The organism is Gemmatimonadaceae bacterium (assembly GCA_036504815.1).
In the GTDB taxonomy this organism is placed as follows: domain Bacteria; phylum Gemmatimonadota; class Gemmatimonadetes; order Gemmatimonadales; family Gemmatimonadaceae; genus PNKL01.
This window is the reverse complement of sequence record DASXUN010000030.1, coordinates 192,131-210,673: the sequence shown is the minus strand read 5'-3', so window position 1 is coordinate 210,673 and position 18,543 is coordinate 192,131. Positions and strand designations below refer to the sequence as shown.

Annotated in this window: 14 protein-coding genes; 12 read left to right on the top strand and 2 right to left on the bottom strand. The window is 68.9% G+C overall.

Annotation, left to right across the window (positions count from 1 at the left end):
• Positions 1–12: 12 nt before the first annotated feature.
• The 12 genes from VGJ96_15005 (at position 13) to ccoS (ending at position 11,975) form a co-directional block, all read left to right on the top strand.
• Complete coding sequence (locus VGJ96_15005; GenBank protein HEY3288428.1) at positions 13–564, top strand: hypothetical protein; 552 nt, start codon at positions 13–15, stop codon at positions 562–564.
• Positions 565–734: 170 nt separating this feature from the next.
• Positions 735–1,193 carry a peptidylprolyl isomerase gene (locus VGJ96_15000; protein ID HEY3288427.1) on the top strand — a complete coding sequence of 153 codons (459 nt, stop codon included), beginning with the start codon at positions 735–737 and terminating at the stop codon, positions 1,191–1,193.
• A gap of 34 nt (positions 1,194–1,227) precedes the next feature.
• On the top strand, positions 1,228–1,386 hold the full coding sequence (locus VGJ96_14995) for a hypothetical protein (GenBank protein HEY3288426.1): 159 nt from the start codon (positions 1,228–1,230) through the stop codon (positions 1,384–1,386).
• An 8-nt stretch (positions 1,387–1,394) separates the two neighbouring features.
• Positions 1,395–3,269: a heavy metal translocating P-type ATPase gene (locus VGJ96_14990; GenBank protein HEY3288425.1), complete on the top strand. Its 1,875-nt coding sequence runs from the start codon at positions 1,395–1,397 to the stop codon at positions 3,267–3,269.
• 228 nt (positions 3,270–3,497) lie between these two features.
• The gene (gene ccoN, locus VGJ96_14985) at positions 3,498–5,735 is read left to right on the top strand and encodes a cytochrome-c oxidase, cbb3-type subunit I (protein HEY3288424.1); all 2,238 of its coding nucleotides are present in this window, start codon (positions 3,498–3,500) and stop codon (positions 5,733–5,735) included.
• The gene (locus VGJ96_14980; protein HEY3288423.1) at positions 5,735–5,917 is read left to right on the top strand and encodes a cbb3-type cytochrome c oxidase subunit 3; all 183 of its coding nucleotides are present in this window, start codon (positions 5,735–5,737) and stop codon (positions 5,915–5,917) included. Before ccoN ends, VGJ96_14980 begins: the two co-directional genes overlap by 1 nt.
• Positions 5,918–5,942: 25 nt before the next feature.
• Entirely contained in the window at positions 5,943–6,545 is a 603-nt protein-coding gene (locus tag VGJ96_14975; GenBank protein HEY3288422.1) for a c-type cytochrome, read from the top strand.
• 107 nt (positions 6,546–6,652) lie between these two features.
• Complete coding sequence (ccoG, locus tag VGJ96_14970; protein ID HEY3288421.1) at positions 6,653–8,047, top strand: cytochrome c oxidase accessory protein CcoG; 1,395 nt, start codon at positions 6,653–6,655, stop codon at positions 8,045–8,047.
• Positions 8,048–8,055: 8 nt separating this feature from the next.
• A complete protein-coding gene (locus VGJ96_14965; protein ID HEY3288420.1) occupies positions 8,056–8,523 on the top strand; it encodes a FixH family protein in 468 nt (155 codons plus the stop codon).
• Positions 8,520–9,290, top strand: coding sequence for a sulfite exporter TauE/SafE family protein (locus VGJ96_14960; protein HEY3288419.1), 771 nt, complete (start codon positions 8,520–8,522; stop codon positions 9,288–9,290). The genes VGJ96_14965 and VGJ96_14960 overlap by 4 nt, the downstream gene beginning before the upstream one ends.
• Entirely contained in the window at positions 9,274–11,748 is a 2,475-nt protein-coding gene (locus tag VGJ96_14955) for a heavy metal translocating P-type ATPase (GenBank protein HEY3288418.1), read from the top strand. The genes VGJ96_14960 and VGJ96_14955 overlap by 17 nt, the downstream gene beginning before the upstream one ends.
• A gap of 32 nt (positions 11,749–11,780) precedes the next feature.
• On the top strand, positions 11,781–11,975 hold the full coding sequence (gene ccoS, locus VGJ96_14950) for a cbb3-type cytochrome oxidase assembly protein CcoS (GenBank protein ID HEY3288417.1): 195 nt from the start codon (positions 11,781–11,783) through the stop codon (positions 11,973–11,975).
• On the opposite strand, the gene VGJ96_14945 is transcribed toward ccoS, so the two are convergent.
• Positions 11,949–15,269, bottom strand: a complete 3,321-nt coding sequence (locus VGJ96_14945; GenBank protein HEY3288416.1) for a glycoside hydrolase domain-containing protein — start codon at positions 15,267–15,269, stop codon at positions 11,949–11,951. The genes ccoS and VGJ96_14945 overlap by 27 nt on opposite strands.
• Positions 15,266–18,511 (bottom strand): hypothetical protein, encoded by a 3,246-nt coding sequence (locus VGJ96_14940; GenBank protein HEY3288415.1) that lies wholly within the window; start codon positions 18,509–18,511, stop codon positions 15,266–15,268. The genes VGJ96_14945 and VGJ96_14940 overlap by 4 nt, the downstream gene beginning before the upstream one ends.
• Positions 18,512–18,543 lie beyond the last annotated feature (32 nt).

The following is an 18,543-nucleotide window of genomic DNA, read 5'->3' as shown; positions in this document are numbered from 1 at the left end:
AACCCCGATTCTGTGACGTCTCGCCTCTCGCTCGCTCTCGCGGCCGCCGTCCTGCTGACGGCCTGTTCCCGGGCCAAGACCGCCCTGCCGCTCTCTCCCACGCCCGATTCCGTGGCACTGGCCAATAGCGACCTCTGCTACCTCGTGCAGGCTGAGGCCGCCAAGGCGCCGAGCCTCGAGGTGGACCGCGCGCCGGACGTCGTGAAGTACGATCCGCCGCCGCTGGCGCGGCCGCGCAACGGCTATCCGCCGGGTGTCATCAGGCGCGATGGGACGACCAAGGTGAAGGTGTCGGTGGTCGTCGATACGGTCGGCAAGGCCGATATGAGCACCTTCACCGTGGTCGAAACCAGCCACAAATGGCTGGCCGACAACTTGAAGGCGGCCATTCCCAAGTGGAACTTCACGCCGGCGTACAAGAACGGCTGCCGCGTGGCGGGACTCTGGGTCTTCACCGCCTCCCCCGGCCAGCGTCCCCAGCCAGCACCCGCGGTGCGCCGCCCCACGACGACGAAACCGGCCGCGAGACCCGCGGCCAAGCCGCCCGCCAGGACCGCTCCCTGATGCACCACCGCGTGCCCGACGGTCCCCCGCCGTCAGAAGCCACGTAGCCCACCCCCACCCGCCCGTTTAGCTTTCAAGAGAGCGAAGCCGCCGTACGACTCGCCCCCGTTTTCTGTTGTCTCTCTGTTTTCTCTCTGTTGTCTCTCTGTTTCTTTTCTCGAGCTTGCCTCATGAAGACCGCCACTTTCGAAACCAACGTCGGCACGATCGTCGCCGATCTTTACGATGACGCCGCGCCCCTGACGGTCGCGAATTTCGAGAAACTCGCCAATGACGGGTTCTATGACGGCGTGAAGTTCCATCGCGTCATCCCCGACTTCGTCGTGCAGGGCGGCGATCCGCTGTCGAAGGACCTCCCCAACGGCCATCCGCGCGTCGGCACCGGCGGCCCGGGGTGGACCATCAAGTGCGAGACGGCGGGCAATCCGCACAAGCACAGCGTCGGCGCGCTCTCCATGGCGCACGCCGGCAAGGATACCGGGGGCAGCCAGTTCTTCATGGTGCTCAGCGAGGCGAACACGCGTCACCTGAACGGCGTGCATACCGTCTTCGGCCAGATCACCAGCGGCCTCGACGTGATGAAGAAGATCAAGCAGAACGATGTCATGACCAAGGTGCGCGTCGCGTAGCCCGACGTCCGCCCCCCACTTTGCGAGGACACCCATGAGCGCGAGCAACTATCACGCCGAGGACCGGAAGGCGGCCTTCGCCGGACTCATCGTCGGGGCCGTGGCCCTGATTGTCATCTGCTTCACGATCGTCAAGCTGACCAACATGAAGTTCGGCGCGCACACCAAGGCCGCCGCTGAAGCCACCAGGTAGGAGCTGTCATGACGCAGGTCGAGCGCCCCCCCGCTTCCTCTGGCGTGGGGGCGCTTTCGCTGACACGCGGCGCCACCTGGCTCCCCGCGGCGGCGGTCGCGGCCCTCATCATTGGTGGAGCTGTTCGCTGGGCCGACCCCGGCAACCCGTGGGTCTGGCGTGGCTGGATGCTGGTGCTGGTCTTCGCCGGCCTCCCCGTGGTGGTTCGCACGGTGCGCGGTTTGCTGCGCGGGAACTTCGCCGCCGATGTCGCCGCCACCCTGTCGATCCTCGGCGCCGTCGCGCTGGGCCAGCCGATCGCCGGCCTGGTGATCGTGCTCATGCAGACCGGCGGGGAGTGGCTCGAACGCTACGCCGAGGGGCGTGCCTCCAACGCGGTGCGCGCGCTGGAGGAGGCCGCACCGCGCGCGGCGCATCGCGAGCGCGACGACGGACACTTCGACGACATCGCGGCGTCGGACATCGTAGTCGGCGACCGGCTGCTCGTGCGCCCGGGGGAGATGCTCCCCGCCGACGGCGTCGTCGTCAGCGGTCGGTCGCACCTCGACGTCTCGCGCCTGACGGGTGAAGCGCCCCCCGACCTGGTGCAGGCCGGGAGCGACGTCCGCTCGGGCGCCGTCAACCTCGAGGGCGCGATCGTCGTGCGGGCCACGCGTCCGGCCAGCGAGTCGCTATATGCGCGGATCGTGGAGCTGGTGCGCACCGCGCAGGCGGAGAAGTCGCCCATCCAGCGGCTCGCCGACCGCTACGCCGTCTGGTTCACGCCGGCCACCATCCTCGTCTGCACCGTGGCCTGGTTCCTCACGCACGACCCGCTGCGCGTGCTCGCCGTGCTGGTGGTTGCCACGCCCTGCCCGCTTCTCCTCGCCACGCCCGTCGCGATCATCGGCGGCATCAACCGCGCGGCGCGCCATCAGGTGATCGTGCGCAGCGGCGGCGCGCTCGAGCGCCTTGCGAGCGTGGACACCGCCGTCTTCGACAAGACCGGCACGCTGACCATCGGCCGTCCCGAGGTGGTGGCGGTGGACACGCTCGGCGACTGGACGCCAGACGACGTGCTGCGGCTCGCCGCCGCGGTGGAGATGGGATCGGGGCATCATCTGGCACGCAGCACGGTGGACGCGGCGATGCACCGGGGCATCAGGCCCCCGGCGCCATCGAACGTGGTAGACGCGCCGGGCATGGGCATGCGCGGCTCGGTGGAGGGACGCGACGTGGCGGTGGGCGCGGCCGCCTGGCTGACCTCGCTCTTCCCGGACGAGCGCGAGGCGATCGCCACGGCGCGCGGAGCCGGGCTTCGCGGCGTCGTCGCCGTGGATGGCCGGATCGCCGGCGCCATCGAGTATGCCGATCATGCGCGCGATGGCCTGCACGGCTTCTTCGAACAGCTCCGGCACCTCGGCCTCAGGCATCTCGTGCTGCTCTCCGGCGACCATCAGGCGAACGTGGAGGGCATCGCCCGCGCCGTCGGCATCGATGACGCCCGCGGCGACCTGCTGCCGCAGGAGAAGGTCGAGGCGGTGCGCGAGCTGATGCGGCAGGGCCGGCATGTGGTGATGGTCGGCGACGGGACCAACGACGCCCCCGCCCTCAGCGCGGCGACGGCGGGGATCGCCCTGGCCGCCCACGGCGGCGGCATCGCGGCCGAGGCGGCCGACGCGGTGATCCTGTGCGACGACATCACGCGCGTCGCCGACGCGGTGCGCATCGGCCGCCGTTCGGTGGCCATCGCGCGGCAGAGCATCGTGGTTGGCCTCGGGCTCAGCGGGCTCGCGATGATCTTCGCCACGCTCGGGTACTTCTCGCCGACCACCGGTGCGATGCTGCAGGAGGCGATCGACGTGGCGGTGATCCTCAACGCGTTGCGGGCCTCGGCGGAGTAGGAGCCGACGCCAGGAGAGGGCACGTCAAACGGCTTCCGTGCCCGTGCCCGTTCCCCGCCCGAAGGGCGAACTGCCCCAACCCCGCACATCTCGTCAGCTGATCCCCTACATCGTGCGGGGACTGCGCTGATTGCCGCCTCCGGCCCCTCTATAGATAGTTGTCGCTTGCAAGGCGCGCCTCCAAACGACAGCGAGCGCGCGCGTCTCCCCCACCCTTTCGGAGCAGCGATGAACGCTCGCCTCGACTCGTTCTCGTACGACGACGACATCGTACGGAAGTTCCTGTGGGCCGCGATGATCTGGGGTCTGGTCGGCTTCCTGATCGGCCTGATCATCGCCATACAGTTGCCGTGGCCGGGCTTCAACGCCGCGCCGTACCTCACCTTCGGGCGGCTGCGTCCGCTGCACACGAACGCCGTCATCTTCGCCTTCGCGGGGAACGCGTTCTTCTGCGGCGCCTATTACTCCACGCAGCGCCTGCTCAAGACGCGCATGTGGAGCGACGCCCTCAGCAAGTTCCACTTCTGGGGTTGGCAGGCGATCATCGTCGCGGCGGCCATCACATTGCCGCTCGGCCTGACGCAGTCCAAGGAATACGCCGAGCTCGAGTGGCCCATCGACATCGCCATTGCGGTGGTCTGGGTGGCGTTCGCCGTCAACTATTTCGTGACGCTCACCAAGCGTCGCGAGCGCCACATCTACGTCGCCATCTGGTTCTACATCGCGTCGATCATCACGGTGGCGCTGCTCCACATCTTCAACAACCTCTCGGTCCCGGCGGGACCGTTCAAGAGCTACAGCATCTACGCCGGGGTGCAGGACGCCTTCATGCAGTGGTGGTACGGGCACAACGCCGTCGCCTTCTTCCTGACGACGCCGTTCCTGGGCCTGATGTACTACTTCATGCCGAAGGCGGCCGACCGCCCCGTCTTCAGCTACCGGCTGTCGATCCTCCACTTCTGGTCGCTGGTCTTCCTCTACATCTGGGCTGGCCCGCACCACCTGCACTACACGGCGCTCCCCGACTGGGCGTCGACGCTTGGCATGCTCTTCTCGGTGATGCTGTGGATGCCCAGCTGGGGCGGCATGGTCAACGGCCTGCTCACGCTGCGCGGCGCCTGGCACAAGGTGACCGAGGATCCGATCCTCAAGTTCTTTGTCGTCGCCGTGACGGCGTACGGCATGTCCACGTTCGAGGGCCCGATGCTCTCGATCAAGAGCGTGAACGCGCTCGCGCACTACACCGACTGGATCATCGCCCACGTGCACACGGGCGCGCTCGGCTGGAACGGCTTCCTGACGTTCGGCATGGTGTACTGGCTCGCGCCGCGCCTCTTCCAGACGGAGATCTACAGCAAGAAGCTGGTCAACCTGCACTTCTGGCTCGCCACCTTCGGCATCCTGCTGTATGTCGTCGCCATCTACTCGGCGGGCGCCACGCAGGGGCTGATGTGGCGCGCCTTCGACGAGACGGGGCGCCTGCAGTACCCCGATTTCGTCGAGACGGTCATACGGCTCATCCCGATGTACTGGGTGCGCGTGGTGGGCGGCACGCTCTACATCACCGGCATGCTGCTCGCGCTGTACAACCTGTACAAGACGTGGGCGGCGCGTCCGGCCGCGTACGAGGTGCCGGTGGTGCAGGCGGCGCCGCTTAATCCCGTGTACGTGGACGATCACGCGCCGGAAGCCGGCGGCCTCTGGGCGCGCTTCACGCACATGGGCTGGCACCGCCGCTGGGAAGGCATGCCGCTCTTCTTCTCGGTGATGACGGCGGTCGCCGTGATCGTGGCGTCGCTCTTCGAGATCATTCCCACGTTCCTCATCAAGTCGAACGTGCCGACGATCGCGAGCGTCAAGCCGTACACCCCGCTCGAGCTTGCCGGCCGCAACATCTATCAGCGCGAGGGCTGCTTCAACTGCCATTCGCAGATGGTGCGCCCGCTCACGTACGAGACCGAGCGCTACGGCGACTACTCCAAGCCCGGCGAGTCGGTGTACGAGCATCCGTTCCTGTGGGGCTCGCGCCGCATCGGGCCGGATCTCGCGCGCGAGGGCGGCAAGTATCCGGACCTGTGGCACGTGCGGCACATGAAGAATCCGCGCGAGGTGACGCAGAAGTCGATCATGCCGGCGTATCCGCACCTCGAGACCAACGTCATCGACTTCCCGGCCATCCAGAAGTCCGTGGATGCGATGGCGATGATCGGCGTGCCGTACGGCGACGCGGTGAACACCGCGCCGGCCATGGCCAAGGCGCAGGCCGAGCAGCTGGCGGCCTCGATCGAGGCGGCAGGCGGCCCGAAGGGGCTCGCGGACAAGGAGATCGTGGCGCTGACGGCGTATTTGCAGCGCCTGGGACGCGACCTGAAGAACGCGACGGCGGGAACGGCGCAGCAGGCCGCGCCGGCCGCCGCGGCACCGACGGCAGCGACCGCCCCGGCCGGTCCGGCGGGGAGCCGCTGATGCGGCTCTCCGATATCATGGGCGCCGCGAACCTCTCGGGTTACGCCGAGGTGGCGATGGTGCTGTTTCTCGCGGCGTTCGTGGTCATCGTGCTTGCCATCTTCGCCCCCGGCCGGAAGCGGACGTACGACGCGGCCAGCCGGATGCCACTCGACGACGAACATCCTCAGACGCCGCGCTGACCTCGCGCCGCGCACCGGAGCGCATATGGCTGACAACGACAACGACAAGCTGCTCGAGCACGCCTACGACGGCATCCAGGAGTTCGACAACCCGCTCCCCACGTGGTGGAAGTGGATCTTCTACGCGACCATCCTCGTCGTGCCGATCTACCTGTGGGACCCGATGGGCATTGGCGTCGGGCCGGGCAAGGTGAAGTCGTACGAGGAGCAGATGGCGGCATTCAACGCCGCGCACCCGAAGACGGGCGGCACCTACACCGACGAGCAGCTCCTCGCGTTCGCCAAGGATCCGGCCAAGGTGGAAGCCGGCAAGGTGGTGTTCACGAGCTACTGCGCCGCCTGCCACCGCCCGGATGGCGGCGGCATGATCGGCCCCAACCTCACCGACGATTTCTGGATTCACGGCGGCAAGCCGACCGACATCTACAAGACGGTGAACGAGGGCGTGCTCGCCAAGGGCATGCCGAACTGGGGCAAGGTGCTGAAACCCGACCAGATTGAAGGCGCGGTGGCGTACGTGCAGACGCTGCACGGCACCAACCCCGCCAACCCCAAGGAACCGCAGGGCACCAAGTATCCGTCCGATTCCGCAGCGGCGCCGGCTGCGGCGGCGCCGAAGGCGCCGTAGTCCCCCGGAACGAGGGGCGCGGATCGTCCGCGCTCCTTCGTTCCCGCTCGCCCCCCAGCTTCACGCAGAGTCTCCCGATTATGGTTGCCCCGGTTGCTCCGGGTCGTGTGCTCCCGACCCTGAATGAAGACGGCACGCGCCGCTGGCTGCGTCCCAAGCCGTCGCCCGGCGCCTGGTTCTCCCGCCGCATTGTCGTCGCGTGGCTGCTGATCGTCGTCTACATCGCCATTCCCCACGTCTACATGAACGGGAAGCCGTCGATGCTGCTCGATTTGCAGCGCCGCGAGTTCACCTTCTTCGGCGCCACGTTCCTGCCGACCGACACGCTGCTGCTGATGCTCCTCGCCATCAGCATCGTCATCGGCATCTTTCTCGCGTCGGCGCTGGCCGGGCGCGTCTGGTGCGGCTGGGCCTGCCCGCAGACGGTCTACATGGAGTTCGTGTACCGCCCGCTCGAGCGGTTCTTCGAGGGCGGCGCGCGCGGCTCGACCCTTATCGACAACGACCGCGGCAAGTTCCATCCGCGGCGATTCGCCAAGCACGCCGCCTACCTGGTGATCAGCTCGTTCCTCGCGCACACGTTCCTGGCGTATTTCGTGGGCTGGGAGCAGGTGGTGCACTGGGTCTTCGGCAGCCCCAAGGACCATCCCGTCGGCTTCACCATCGTCACGATGACGACGATCGCGATGATGCTCGACTTCGTGTACTTCCGCGAGCAGACGTGCATGGTGGCCTGTCCGTACGGCCGCTGGCAGTCGGCGCTGCTCGACAACGACTCGCTGATCGTCGCGTACGACTACAACCGCGGCGAACCGCGCGGCAAGGGCAAGGACCGCACCGGCAAGGGCGATTGCGTGGACTGCCAGGCGTGCGTCACGACCTGCCCCACCGGCATCGACATTCGCAACGGCCTGCAGATGGAGTGCATCCACTGCACCCAGTGCATGGACGCCTGCGACGCCGTCATGCGCAAGGTCGGCCGGCCGGACGGGCTGATTCGCTACTCCTCGCGGGCGGCGCTGGCCGGCAACGGCAAGCACTTCCTGCGCACGCGCACGGTGCTGTACCCCGTCGCGTTTGCCCTCGTCTTCGGCGCGTTCGTGTATCAGCTGACGCACAAGGACGCCGCCGACATCACGCTGCTCGGCCCGGCGGGCGCGCCGTTCGAAGTGGAGCAGGACGGCCGCATCGTGAACCAGCTGCGCGTGCGCGTCGCCAACCGGACCGGCGTGGCGCACGCCTACGCGGTCGAAGTGACCGGCGCCGAGCGGATGCAGGTGATCGCCCCGCTGAGCCCGCTTCCCGTGCAGCCCGGCCGCACCGAGACGATGCCCGTCTTCGTGACGCTGCCGGCCGACGCGTTCGACGAGGGCATTCGCACGGTCACCGTGCGCGTCAGCGACGGCGGGCAGTACGCCGGGACGTTCCAGTACCGGCTCGCGGGTCCGATGCGCGAACAGGACCATGACGACAGGGAGCGTTCCGGGGCGCACCGCCAGTGAAGAACGGGATGCAGTGGCCCATCGGCGTCGCCACGGTGCTGGCGCTCACCATCCTCGGCAACATCTACATCGCCGTGCGCGCCAACGACGATCCCTCGGTGCACATCGAGAGCGATTACTACCAGAAGGCAGTGCGCTTCGACGCCGACCAGGCGCTGCGACGGCGCAGTGAACGGCTGGGTTGGCGCGTGACGCTCGACGCCGTGCGCACGTCGGCGACGGACGCCAGGATCTCGGCGACCCTGGTGGACACCGCCGGCCAGCCGGTGCGCGGCGCGATTGTCCGCATCGCGGCGCATGCCGTGGCCCGCAGCAACGCCGTGCTCACCACGACGGCCATCGAGGCCGGCGACCGGTATGTCGCCGCCCTGCCGGTGCGCCGCGGCGGGCTGTGGAACTTCGATGTCGAAGTCGTGCGCGGCGGCGATCGGTTTGTGGCGTCGCAGCGGCTCGACCTCGGGACCGAACGCCAATGATCACGCTGGTCGGCGCGGTCCTCGTCGCGAGCCTGCTCGGTTCCGTGCACTGCGCCGGGATGTGCACGCCCTTCGTCTGCTTCTACGCCGGCGCCGATGCGCGCGCCAGCGCGTGGGGGCACCTCGCGTACAACGGCGGCCGGCTCGTCTCGTACTTGCTGCTCGGCGCCATCGCTGGCGCGGTGGGGGCCGGCGTCCAGCAGGTGGGCCTTGGCGTTGGCGTCTCGCGCGCGGCCGCCACGCTGGCCGGCATCCTGATGATCACGTGGGGTGTCGTGCAGCTGCTGGTCATCCGCGGCGTGAAGGTGCCGACGCCGGCGCCGCTCGCCGGCGCGCAGCGGTGGATGGCGGCGCGCTTGCGCGACGTGCGCGAGCTCGCGCCGACCGCCCGAGCACTGACCGTCGGATTGCTCACCACGCTGCTGCCCTGTGGCTGGCTCTACGCGTTCGTGATCACCGCCGCGGCGACGGGCACGGTGCGTGACGCGGTGCTCGTGATGACGGCCTTCTGGATCGGTACGCTCCCGATGATGCTCGCCATCGGTGTCGGGCTTCGTCGCCTCGCGGGCCCGCTGCGCGATCGGCTGCCGGTCTTCAGCGCGATGGTCCTCGTGGCCATCGGGCTCTACTCGCTCGGCGGCGGCATCCAGAGGGATCCGGCCAGGGTCGCAATGCACGCGCGCCGGATGGTGCCGGCATCGCTGGCACAACCGGCACCCGCCGTCACTCCCGACACCGCTCAGCGCCCGCATGAGCACCGTCCCTGACGCGCAGGCCGGCGCCGGCGCTCCCGCACCCGCACTCATCAGCTGCGCCCACTGCGGACTCGATGTCCCGGCGGGGCTGATCGAGACCGGTGCCGAACGCCAGTTCTGCTGCACGGGGTGCCGCACGGCGTACGCCATCCTCCACGAACACGGCCTGGGCCAGTACTACGCGTTCGGCGAGAAGCGCGACGCACCCGTCCGGCCCACGGGCAAGCAGTACGAGGAGTTCGACCACGAGGCATTCCAGTCGCTCTACGTGAAGCGGCTGCGCGGCGGCCTCTGCAGCACGGAGCTCTACCTCGAGGGCGTGCACTGCTCGTCGTGCGTCTGGCTGGTGGAACGCGTGCCGCTGCTGCTGTCGGGCGTCGTCCGTGCCGAACTCGACATCCGGCGGGCCCGTGCGCATGTCGAGTGGGATCCCACGGCTGTCTCGCTCGCCGCCATTGCGCAGCAGCTCGACGTGCTGGGATATCCGCCGCATCCGTATCGCGGCGTCGCCGCCGAGGAGATGCGCCGCAAGGAAGACCGCGCGATGCTCACGCGCATCGGCATCGCGGGCGCGCTCGCCGGCAACATCATGCTGCTCGCGCTCGCGCAGTACAGCGGCTGGTTCAGCGGCATGGAAGCCGAGTACGAGCGCTATTTCCGCATCATCTCGCTGGCGCTGACCATTCCGTCGCTCTTCGGACCCGGCTGGCTCTTCTTCCAGGGCGCGCTCGCCGCGCTGCGCACGCGCCGCCTGCACATTGACCTGCCCATCGCCATCGCCCTGCTCGCCGGCTTCACGCGCGGCGCGGTGAACACGATCAACGGCAGCGGTCCCATCTACTTCGACGCGGTCGGCACGCTCGTCTTCCTGCTGCTGAGCGGCCGCTTCCTGCAGAACCGCGGACAGCGCGCCGCGGCCGATGCGGCAGAGCTGCTCGGGTCGCTCGCGCCGAACGCGGCGCGCGTCGTCGATGAGCAGGGCGAGCACCGCGTGCCGGTCGAGGCGCTGCTGCCGGGGATGGTGATGAGCGTGCGCGCCGGGGAGACGTTCGCCGCCGACGGCGACGTCACCGACGGGCGCTCCGCCGCGGACTGTTCACTTTTGACCGGCGAGCCGCGTCCGGAGCCGGTGGACGTCGGCACGCGCGTCTACGCGGGCACCGTCAACCTCACCGGCCGCCTGCTGGTGAAGGTGACGCAGGCGGGCGAGATGAGCCGCCTCGGCGCGCTGCTGCGCCGCATGGAGGAGAGCGCGCGCCGCCGCGCGCCGGTGGTGCAGCTGGCCAATCGCATTGCCGGATGGTTCGTCGCGGCCGTGCTCGTCGTCGCCGCGGTGACCTACGTGTACGGCATGCAAACCGACCCGGCGCGCGCGCTTGACAACGCCATCGCGCTGCTGGTCGTCACCTGCCCCTGTGCGCTGGGGCTCGCCACGCCGCTCGCCATCACCGTCGGCATCGGCCGCGCGGCGAGCGCGGGCATCCTCATCAAGGGCGGCGATGCCATCGAGGCGCTGAACCATCCCGGGCTGATCCTGCTCGACAAGACCGGGACCGTCACCGAAGGACGGGTGCGCCTGGTGCGATGGGAAGGGGCGGAGAGCGCGAAGCCGCTGGTGGCCGCGCTGGAGCGCGAAAGCAGCCATCCGATCGCCATCGCCGTGCAGCAAGCCTGGCCGGTGCTGGAATTGCTCGAGGCGCAGGACGTCACGCAAACTGCTGGCGGCGGCATCGAGGGCACGGTTTCGGGTCATCGTGTGGTGGTCGGCGCACCGACGTTCGTGGCGCACCGCATCGGCGGTCCCGCCGACGCTCCCGAAGTCCGCATCGACGCGTTCGCCGAGGAAGGGCTGACGCCCGTCTGGGTGGCGGTGGACGGCACCGTCGTGGCGCGGGCCGGCTTTGGCGATCCGCTGCGCGCCGACGCGCGCGCGTCCATCGATCGCCTGCGCGCCCTCGGCTGGCGCGTGGCGCTGCTCAGCGGTGACCATCCGGCGGTGGTGCGCGACATGGCGCAGCGCCTGGGCATCGACCTCGCCGATGCGATCGGTGGCGCCTCACCGGAGGGCAAGCTGCGTCGCGTGGAAGAGGCGCGCACGCGCTGCACCGTCCTCATGGTGGGCGATGGCGTCAACGACGCCGCGGCCATTGCCGCCGCCACGGTGGGCGTAGGCGTCCACGGCGGCGCCGAGGCGTCGATGAGCGCGGCTGATGTCTACCTGTCGCGCCCCGGACTCCGGCCGCTGGTGGAACTGGTGGAGGGCGCGCATCGCACGATGCTCGTGATCCGCAACAACATCATCTTCTCCATTGCGTACAACCTGCTGGGCGCCACGCTCGCCCTGCTCGGCATCCTCGATCCGCTCATCGCCGCGGTGCTGATGCCGATGAGTTCGCTCAGCGTCGTGCTGACGAGCTGGCGCAGTCGCACGTTCCTCGGGAGCGTTGCGGCCGAGGCCGACCGCGCTTAATCATCCGGCATCCCCCGCACCGAGCCGGCCCCATGAGCGTGTTGTACCTGATTCTTCCGCTGGCCCTGCTCGTCGTCTTCGTGGCGGTGGCGGGTTTCGTTTGGGCGGCGCGGCGCGGGCAGTTCGACGACCTCGACACGCCGGCGATGCGCGCGCTGCACGACGAAGTCAGCGAAACGAAGCAGTCCAGCGAAACGGACTCAGGGCCGCGCGAGCGCCGCGATTAAGCGCGCGCGGTGCGCGACGAGCGACGCCCAGCTGGCCGACGCGCTCGACCCGACGGCGTTCACGGCTGCCAGCGCCTCGGCGGCACGAGCGCTGCCGCCGGTCTGTTTCCCGGCCAGATCGAGCAGTTCCACATCCTCCAGTCCATCACGGAAGAGTTCCCACCGAATGGACGAAACCGGTCCGTCGGCACCCGGATACACCAGATACTCGTCGCCCTGCGCATAGCGGAACTTCGGCTGTTCGTAGACGTCACGGGGCCACGAGTTGTAGCTCCAGCGCAGGTAGCCGTCGAGGTGGCGCGCCGCCGCCACCCAGGGAAGCGTGCGCAGGTTGTACGGCGGCGTCCCGGTAATCGTGTTGGGTGCGACGGGCTCGGCCCACGTGTAGAACAGCGTACGGCGGCCGGCGGCGCGACGGCGGTCGATCAGCGCCTGCGGCACGCGATCGAGAAACGCGAAGTTGAAGGCGATGACCTGAGCGATGTCGCCCTCGGCGAGCGAGTTGGCCGCGAGCGCAACGCGATTCGGCCACGCCGGACCGGCGGCGCGCAGCAGATCGAACACGGCAGTCATCCGCGCCAGCGGTTGTTCGTCGAACGCCAGGCGCGTGCGCTCAAGCCAGCCCTTCTCTTGCAGGTGCTGTTCGAAGGCCGCGAGAAACGACGTCCACGCCTCGCGATACCGCGGCGATTCCAGCGCCACGGTCTCCGACCGTCGCTCTCCGGTTCGCGTGTCGGTGTACGCAATGCGATCCCGCCCCTGAAACTGCAGCAGCCCGAATGCATGGATGTCGGGGCCGATGCCGGCCCGGAGCGCATCGCTGACGAGCCGGTCGAATACGTCGAAGTTGAAGGCGAAGCGCGCGCCGTCCCAATGCCAATCGACGGTCGAGCGGTACGGACTCCAGGTCTGCGCGCGAATCGTCCCCTGATGATCGACCAGCCAGGGATCCTCCGTGATCGCCACGTTGATGACGCGCTGCCCGGTTGCGGCGAGATCGGCCCAATAGGGGGCGAGCGCGGCGAAGTGGGCGTCGCTCCACGGTTTCAGGCGGAGGTAATCGGCAACCGCGTCCGGGTGCGCCCAGAGATCCAGCACGAACGGCCGGTCGGCGACGCGACGCATCGTCGCCTCCGGCACTGCAAGCTGCAGGCGGTAGCGTCCGATGACTCCCGCCGCGCTCTTCACCACGACATCGGCGCCATAAATCCCCGGGCGAGCGGCGGCCGGCACGCGCGCAGTGATCCAGACCGGCTGGTTGCGTCCGGCCTCGACATCCACCGACGCCATCGCGCGAAGCGGGTCCTCGACCAGGCCGCCGGCTTCGAGGTCGACGACGTAGTCCGGATAGCGGACTTCGACGGTCGTGGCTGGCAGCTTCGTGCCCGACCGCGAGACGAGAGGTCCGATATCGACGCGCAATTGATTCAATTCAGCCGGTGCCGTGACAACCAGCTGCGCTGAAGTCCGGGAGTTGCGCGGCACCAGCAGGTCGAGCCGCGCGCCATCGGCGAGCGCCTCGCCCGGCGCGCCGACTCGCGGCACGCGAACGAACGACGAGGACTCGAAGACGCCGGTCGGTACCCACGTGGTGGCATGGCGTGGCGTCGCGGTGCGTCGCTCGATCAACTCCACCGGAAACAGCGCCGCGCTCCCCTCGATGATGGCCGCGCCCGCGCGGGCGGTGGCGCGAAAGACGGGCGCCCACGAACCGGCCGCGAGATCCGCCGCCGTGACGATCCGGTATGGCGCGTTGTTGCGGCAGACCGTCGTGGCGCCTGGGACGAGCGACTGAAATCGGCACGTGCCGCTGGCCTTGGTGGCCGTGATGGCGATGTCCGTCAGCGACGCGGTGCCGGTGTTGATCACCTCGACCCACGGCTGAATGCGATCGCCCAGGAAGCCTGGCGGATCGTTCGGGTAGATGGCGTCGATCACGGGTCGCAGCGCGAGCGATGCGGTAGACTGCGTCGACGTGCTTGCCGTAGCCGCCGCTTCGCGCGCACCGGTGGCGGTCGCCCCGCAACCGCCGCCCAGCCACTCGAGCGTGAAACTCGTGAAGGAGATGTAACGGTAGCCGTCTCGCTCATAGAGAAGGCCGTACCGACCGCCGAGTCGGCCATCGGGCCCGCGCAACGGCGTGAGCGTGGAGTAGGCGGCGGCGCCCGTCTGGACCATGCGGCTCACGGGCCAGGTGGCGCCGTTGTCGCAGCTTAACCGCACGGTGAGGTCGCGGCGCACCTGCCGATTGGCAGCGTTCGAGAAGAGCAGCATGCGAGCGCGCGGATCCGCCGGGTCGGCATCCGGAAACGCGCGAATGATCGACCCGTTGTTGCCCGGGTCGGGAAGCGCGGTGTCGGCCGCCAGCGTCGTGTACGTGGCGCCGCCGTCGGACGAGAAGGCGATCAGGCGAAATGGTGCGGCACGCGCATTGAGCAGGATCCGCCCGTCCGACAGTTCGACCGTCTTGTTCTCGTCGGCCCCCGGACCCACCGGCTCGGACGTGTGCCACGTCGCACCGTGGTCGTCGGAGTAGGCGCTGAACGCATAATTGCTGTTCTTGATGCGCACCGTGTACTGCTGGATCAGCCGGCCAGCGTAGCGTCCCCGCCGGATCTGAATCGCTTCTCCCGACGCCGCGAACAGGCCGGCCCAGTCGGCGTGGCCTGCCTTCAGCTCGGCGGTGATCCGCCGGTAGGTCCACGTGGCGCCGTTGTCGCTCGACACGCCGTAGTCGGCGTGCAGCACCCTGGGATCGGCGTCGTCGCTCCCCGTCGTGGAGCTCCCGAAGCCGGCGTCGATGGACGCGGCATGAAAGACGAACACCTGGCCCGTCATCCGGTCCACCAGCGCCGAGGGATCGCCGAATCCGGCGGGAGCGGGTGCCGACCGGATGATTCGCGGCGCCTGCCACGTGCGCCCGCCATCGGTCGAGCGGCGCATGAGCAACGAGATGGGGGAGGGCAGGTCCTGCATGCTCGGCCGCCCGTCGTAGAACGCGAGCAGATTGCCGTTGGGGGCGACGGTCAGCGCCGGGATGCGGTAGCGCAGCCAGTCACCATCTCCCTGCGTAGCGACATCCACGAGCGTCAACTCGGGATGCAGTCCGTCGGCGGGCGCCGCGGCAACCGTCGCCGGTGCCGGGCGTCCAGTTGGCACCACGACCACGCGCGGTGAGCAGGCCATCATAGCCGAGATCACCGCGAGGGTCGCGGCGGCCGCGCCCGCCGCAGTGAGCGCGGCGACGCGGGCACGCCAAAATTGTCGCCCTACTTGGACCAGCGCCGTCGTCACGGCACCGGTGGCGCGTTGCCACTGATCACGTTCGGCACGTTCTTCGCCTTCAGCATCGCGTTGAACGCGGAAAGGTCATTGGACAACAGCGCCTCGATGGCGCCGACGTTCGTGCGCACGAGATCCTTCAGCAGCGCCTGCACCTCCACCTGCTGGTTCGTCGGACGGAAGTCGCCGCCGGCCAGGCCGTTCGCGAGATACCCGAGGTTGGCGAGCAGCGCCGCCGCGAAGCGCACGCCGTCCTGTCCGCCGCCGGTCTGCCGCAGGTCGACCAGCGGCATCTCGGCGTCGGCGAGCTTCGTGTCGAGCGCATCCGCGGCGCGCTGCACCTCGGCGTCGGTGGCCACACGCCGCAGCGCGGCGAGCTGGGCCCGCACGACTTCGGCGCGCGTGACGGCCGACGCCCCGCTGTTCAGGTCGGCGCGGATCGCCTCGAGCATGCGCGTCTGCTCAACGAGGTCGGCCGCACTGCCGGCGGTGTTCGGATCCTTGCGCACCTCGAGCGACCGCGTCTGCTCCGCGCCGCCCGCGGCGAGCTTCACCGTGTACGTCCCCGGCGCGACGAGCAGCGACAGCGTGGAGGTTCCCGGCGCGACGCGCCCTTCGGGGCCGACGGCGATGTACGGCGCGTAACGCGGACTCGTGTACAGGCGCGTCTCCCGGCTGGGCTCGTCGCGCAGGTCCCACGTCACGCGGTTGATGCCGGCGCTGTTCGTGCCGCGCAACGTGCGCACCGTGCGCCCTTGCGCGTCGAGGATCGTGATTACCGGCGCCTTCTCCGCCGGCGCCTTCAGCCAGTAGTTGATGCTCACGCCGTACGCCGGATCTTCACCCGTCGTCGGGTCGTCGTACGACGACGACGGCGCCGTGATGGTCCGGAACCGGTAGGCCGCGCGCGGCGCGAAGAGGTGCGATGCAGCGTTCGTGACCTCGGGCGTGAGCTGCTGCAGCGGCCCGATGTCGTCGAGGATGTAGAAGCCGCGGCCGTAGGTTGAGATCACGAGATCGTTGAAGTGCTCCTGCACCACGATCCCCGACACTGGCGCGTGCGGCAGGTCGGCCTGCAGCGGCATCCACTGCTCGCCGGCGTCGAACGAGACGTAGATGCCGTTCTCGGTGCCGAGGTAGAGCAGGCCGCGGCGCACCGGATCCTCGAGAATGACCTTCGCATAGCTCAGGTTGTCCCGCGGCAGTCCGTTGGTGATCGCCTTCCATGTCTTGCCGTAGTCCGTCGTCTTGTAGACGAACGGGTCGCGGTTGTTCATCTGGTGAAAGTCCACCGCCAGATACGCCGTGGCGGCATCGTACTTCGAGGGCGCGATGCTGCGCACCGATCCCCAGACCGGCAGCGAGGGGATGTTCGCCGTCACGTTGGTCCACGTCGCGCCCGTGTCGCGCGACACGTGCACCAGGCCATCGTTGGTCCCGGCCCAGATCAACCCGCGCTCCTTGGCCGATTCCGCGATGGAGTACACCACCCCCGCATACTCGACGCCGATATTGTCGGGCGTCAAGCCGCCGGAGCTTCCCATCTTGCTGCGGTCGTTGAGCGTGAGATCGGGGCTGATCACCTGCCAGCTCTGCCCGCCGTCGCGCGTGCGGTGTATGTGCTGGCTCCCGACGTAGATGGTGTTGTGGTCCCAGGGCGAGATCTGCAGCGGCGAATCCCAGACAAAGCGGTACTTCACCCCGGCAGCCGGTCCGTTCGACTGCTTTGGCCAGATCTCCACCGTGCGGAATTGCCGCCGGTTCTCCTCGAACCGCACGACGATGCCGCCCACCATCCCCGACCCCGAGGCGGTGGACCAGATGATGTTCGGGTCCACCGGATCCGGCGTGGCCCATCCGCTCTCGCCGCCGCCCACGGCATGCCACTGCCCGCGGGCGATGCGTCCGCTCGGCAGCCGGCTGTTGCTCGGCCCGCGGTACGTCGGCTCGTCCTGCTTGTTCCCGAACACATTGTACGGGATCATGTTGTCCACGGTGACGTGGTAGATCTGCGCGTTGGTGAGGCGCTGGCGGTACCACGTCTTGCCGCGGTTCTGCGAGATGGAGAGCCCCTGGTCGTGCGCCACGATCATCCGGTTGGCGTTCGTCGGGTCGATCCAGATGTCGTGATGGTCGCCGCCGGGCGCCAGGCCGCGCGGCAGCGTCGTAAGAGTGCGGCCGCCGTCGATCGACTTGGCGAATCCGTTCGTGAGGAAATACGCCTCGTCTTCGTCATCGGTGGCGACGGCCATGCGCGAGTAATAGTGCGCGCGCCCCATCGCGTTGCGATCGCGGCTGATCAGCGTCCACTGACGGCCGCCGTCATCGGAGCGCCAGAGCTGGCCGCTTTCCGTCGGCTCGCCGTTCCAGGGGAGGCCGTCACCCGTCTCGATCAGCGCATAGACCCGCTGCGGGTTGGAGTTGGCAATGGCCACCGCCACCTTGCCCACGGGCTTGGTGGGAAGGCCATTCCCCTTGAGCCGCGTCCAGGTGGTGCCGCCGTCGCGCGACACGAACAGCCCGCCGCCGGGGCCGCCGCTGGTGCGCCCCCATGTGTGGATCTCGAGCTGCCACATTCCCGCGAAGAGCACGCGCGGGTTCGACGGATCCATCGCCAGGTCCGAACAGCCGGTGTTCTCGTCCACGAAGAGCACGCGCGTCCACGAGACGCCGCCGTCGGTGGTGCGGTACACGCCGCGCTCCGGTTGCGGGCCGTAGGCGTGACCGAGCGCGCAGACGAGCGCCGTGTTGGGATCGCTGGGGTGGACGACCATGCGCGGAATGCGCGAGGTCTTCTCAAGCCCCATCAACTGCCACGTCTCACCGGCATCGGTGGACTTGTAGACGCCCTGCCCCACCGAGATGTGGCTGCGAATCTTTCCCTCGCCCGTCCCCACCCACACGACGTTCTTGTCGGAACGCGCGACGGCAATGGACCCGATGCTCTGCACCGGCTGCGCGTCGAAGAGCGGTCGCCAGTTCGTGCCGCCATCGGTCGTCTTCCAGATGCCGCCCGAGGCGGCGCCCACGTAGTACGTCAGCGGGTCGCCGGGAATCCCCGCGGCCGCCGAGAAGCGATTCCCTTCCGGGCCGATGTTGCGCCAATGCAGGTCCTTCCACGCGTCCGCCGACGGGGTGGCGGCCGCCGGTGCGGGAGCTGGCGCACGCTTGCCCTGCTGCGCGCCGGCTGAAAACGAAAACGCCGCGAGCGACAGCAGCGCCGCGGCAGCGAGGGAGAAGTGGCGAGATGACATGGAAGTCCCGAGCGAGGGTGACGCGGAAAATC

Coding starts and splice junctions, on each gene's coding strand:
- VGJ96_15000 (HEY3288427.1), top strand. CDS start 735: ATGAAGACCGCCACTTTCGAAACCAACGTCGGCACGATCGTCGCCGAT.
- VGJ96_14995 (HEY3288426.1), top strand. CDS start 1,228: ATGAGCGCGAGCAACTATCACGCCGAGGACCGGAAGGCGGCCTTCGCC.
- VGJ96_14990 (HEY3288425.1), top strand. CDS start 1,395: ATGACGCAGGTCGAGCGCCCCCCCGCTTCCTCTGGCGTGGGGGCGCTT.
- ccoN (HEY3288424.1), top strand. CDS start 3,498: ATGAACGCTCGCCTCGACTCGTTCTCGTACGACGACGACATCGTACGG.
- VGJ96_14980 (HEY3288423.1), top strand. CDS start 5,735: ATGCGGCTCTCCGATATCATGGGCGCCGCGAACCTCTCGGGTTACGCC.
- VGJ96_14975 (HEY3288422.1), top strand. CDS start 5,943: ATGGCTGACAACGACAACGACAAGCTGCTCGAGCACGCCTACGACGGC.
- VGJ96_14965 (HEY3288420.1), top strand. CDS start 8,056: ATGCAGTGGCCCATCGGCGTCGCCACGGTGCTGGCGCTCACCATCCTC.
- VGJ96_14960 (HEY3288419.1), top strand. CDS start 8,520: ATGATCACGCTGGTCGGCGCGGTCCTCGTCGCGAGCCTGCTCGGTTCC.
- VGJ96_14955 (HEY3288418.1), top strand. CDS start 9,274: ATGAGCACCGTCCCTGACGCGCAGGCCGGCGCCGGCGCTCCCGCACCC.
- ccoS (HEY3288417.1), top strand. CDS start 11,781: ATGAGCGTGTTGTACCTGATTCTTCCGCTGGCCCTGCTCGTCGTCTTC.
- VGJ96_14940 (HEY3288415.1), bottom strand. CDS start 18,511: ATGTCATCTCGCCACTTCTCCCTCGCTGCCGCGGCGCTGCTGTCGCTC.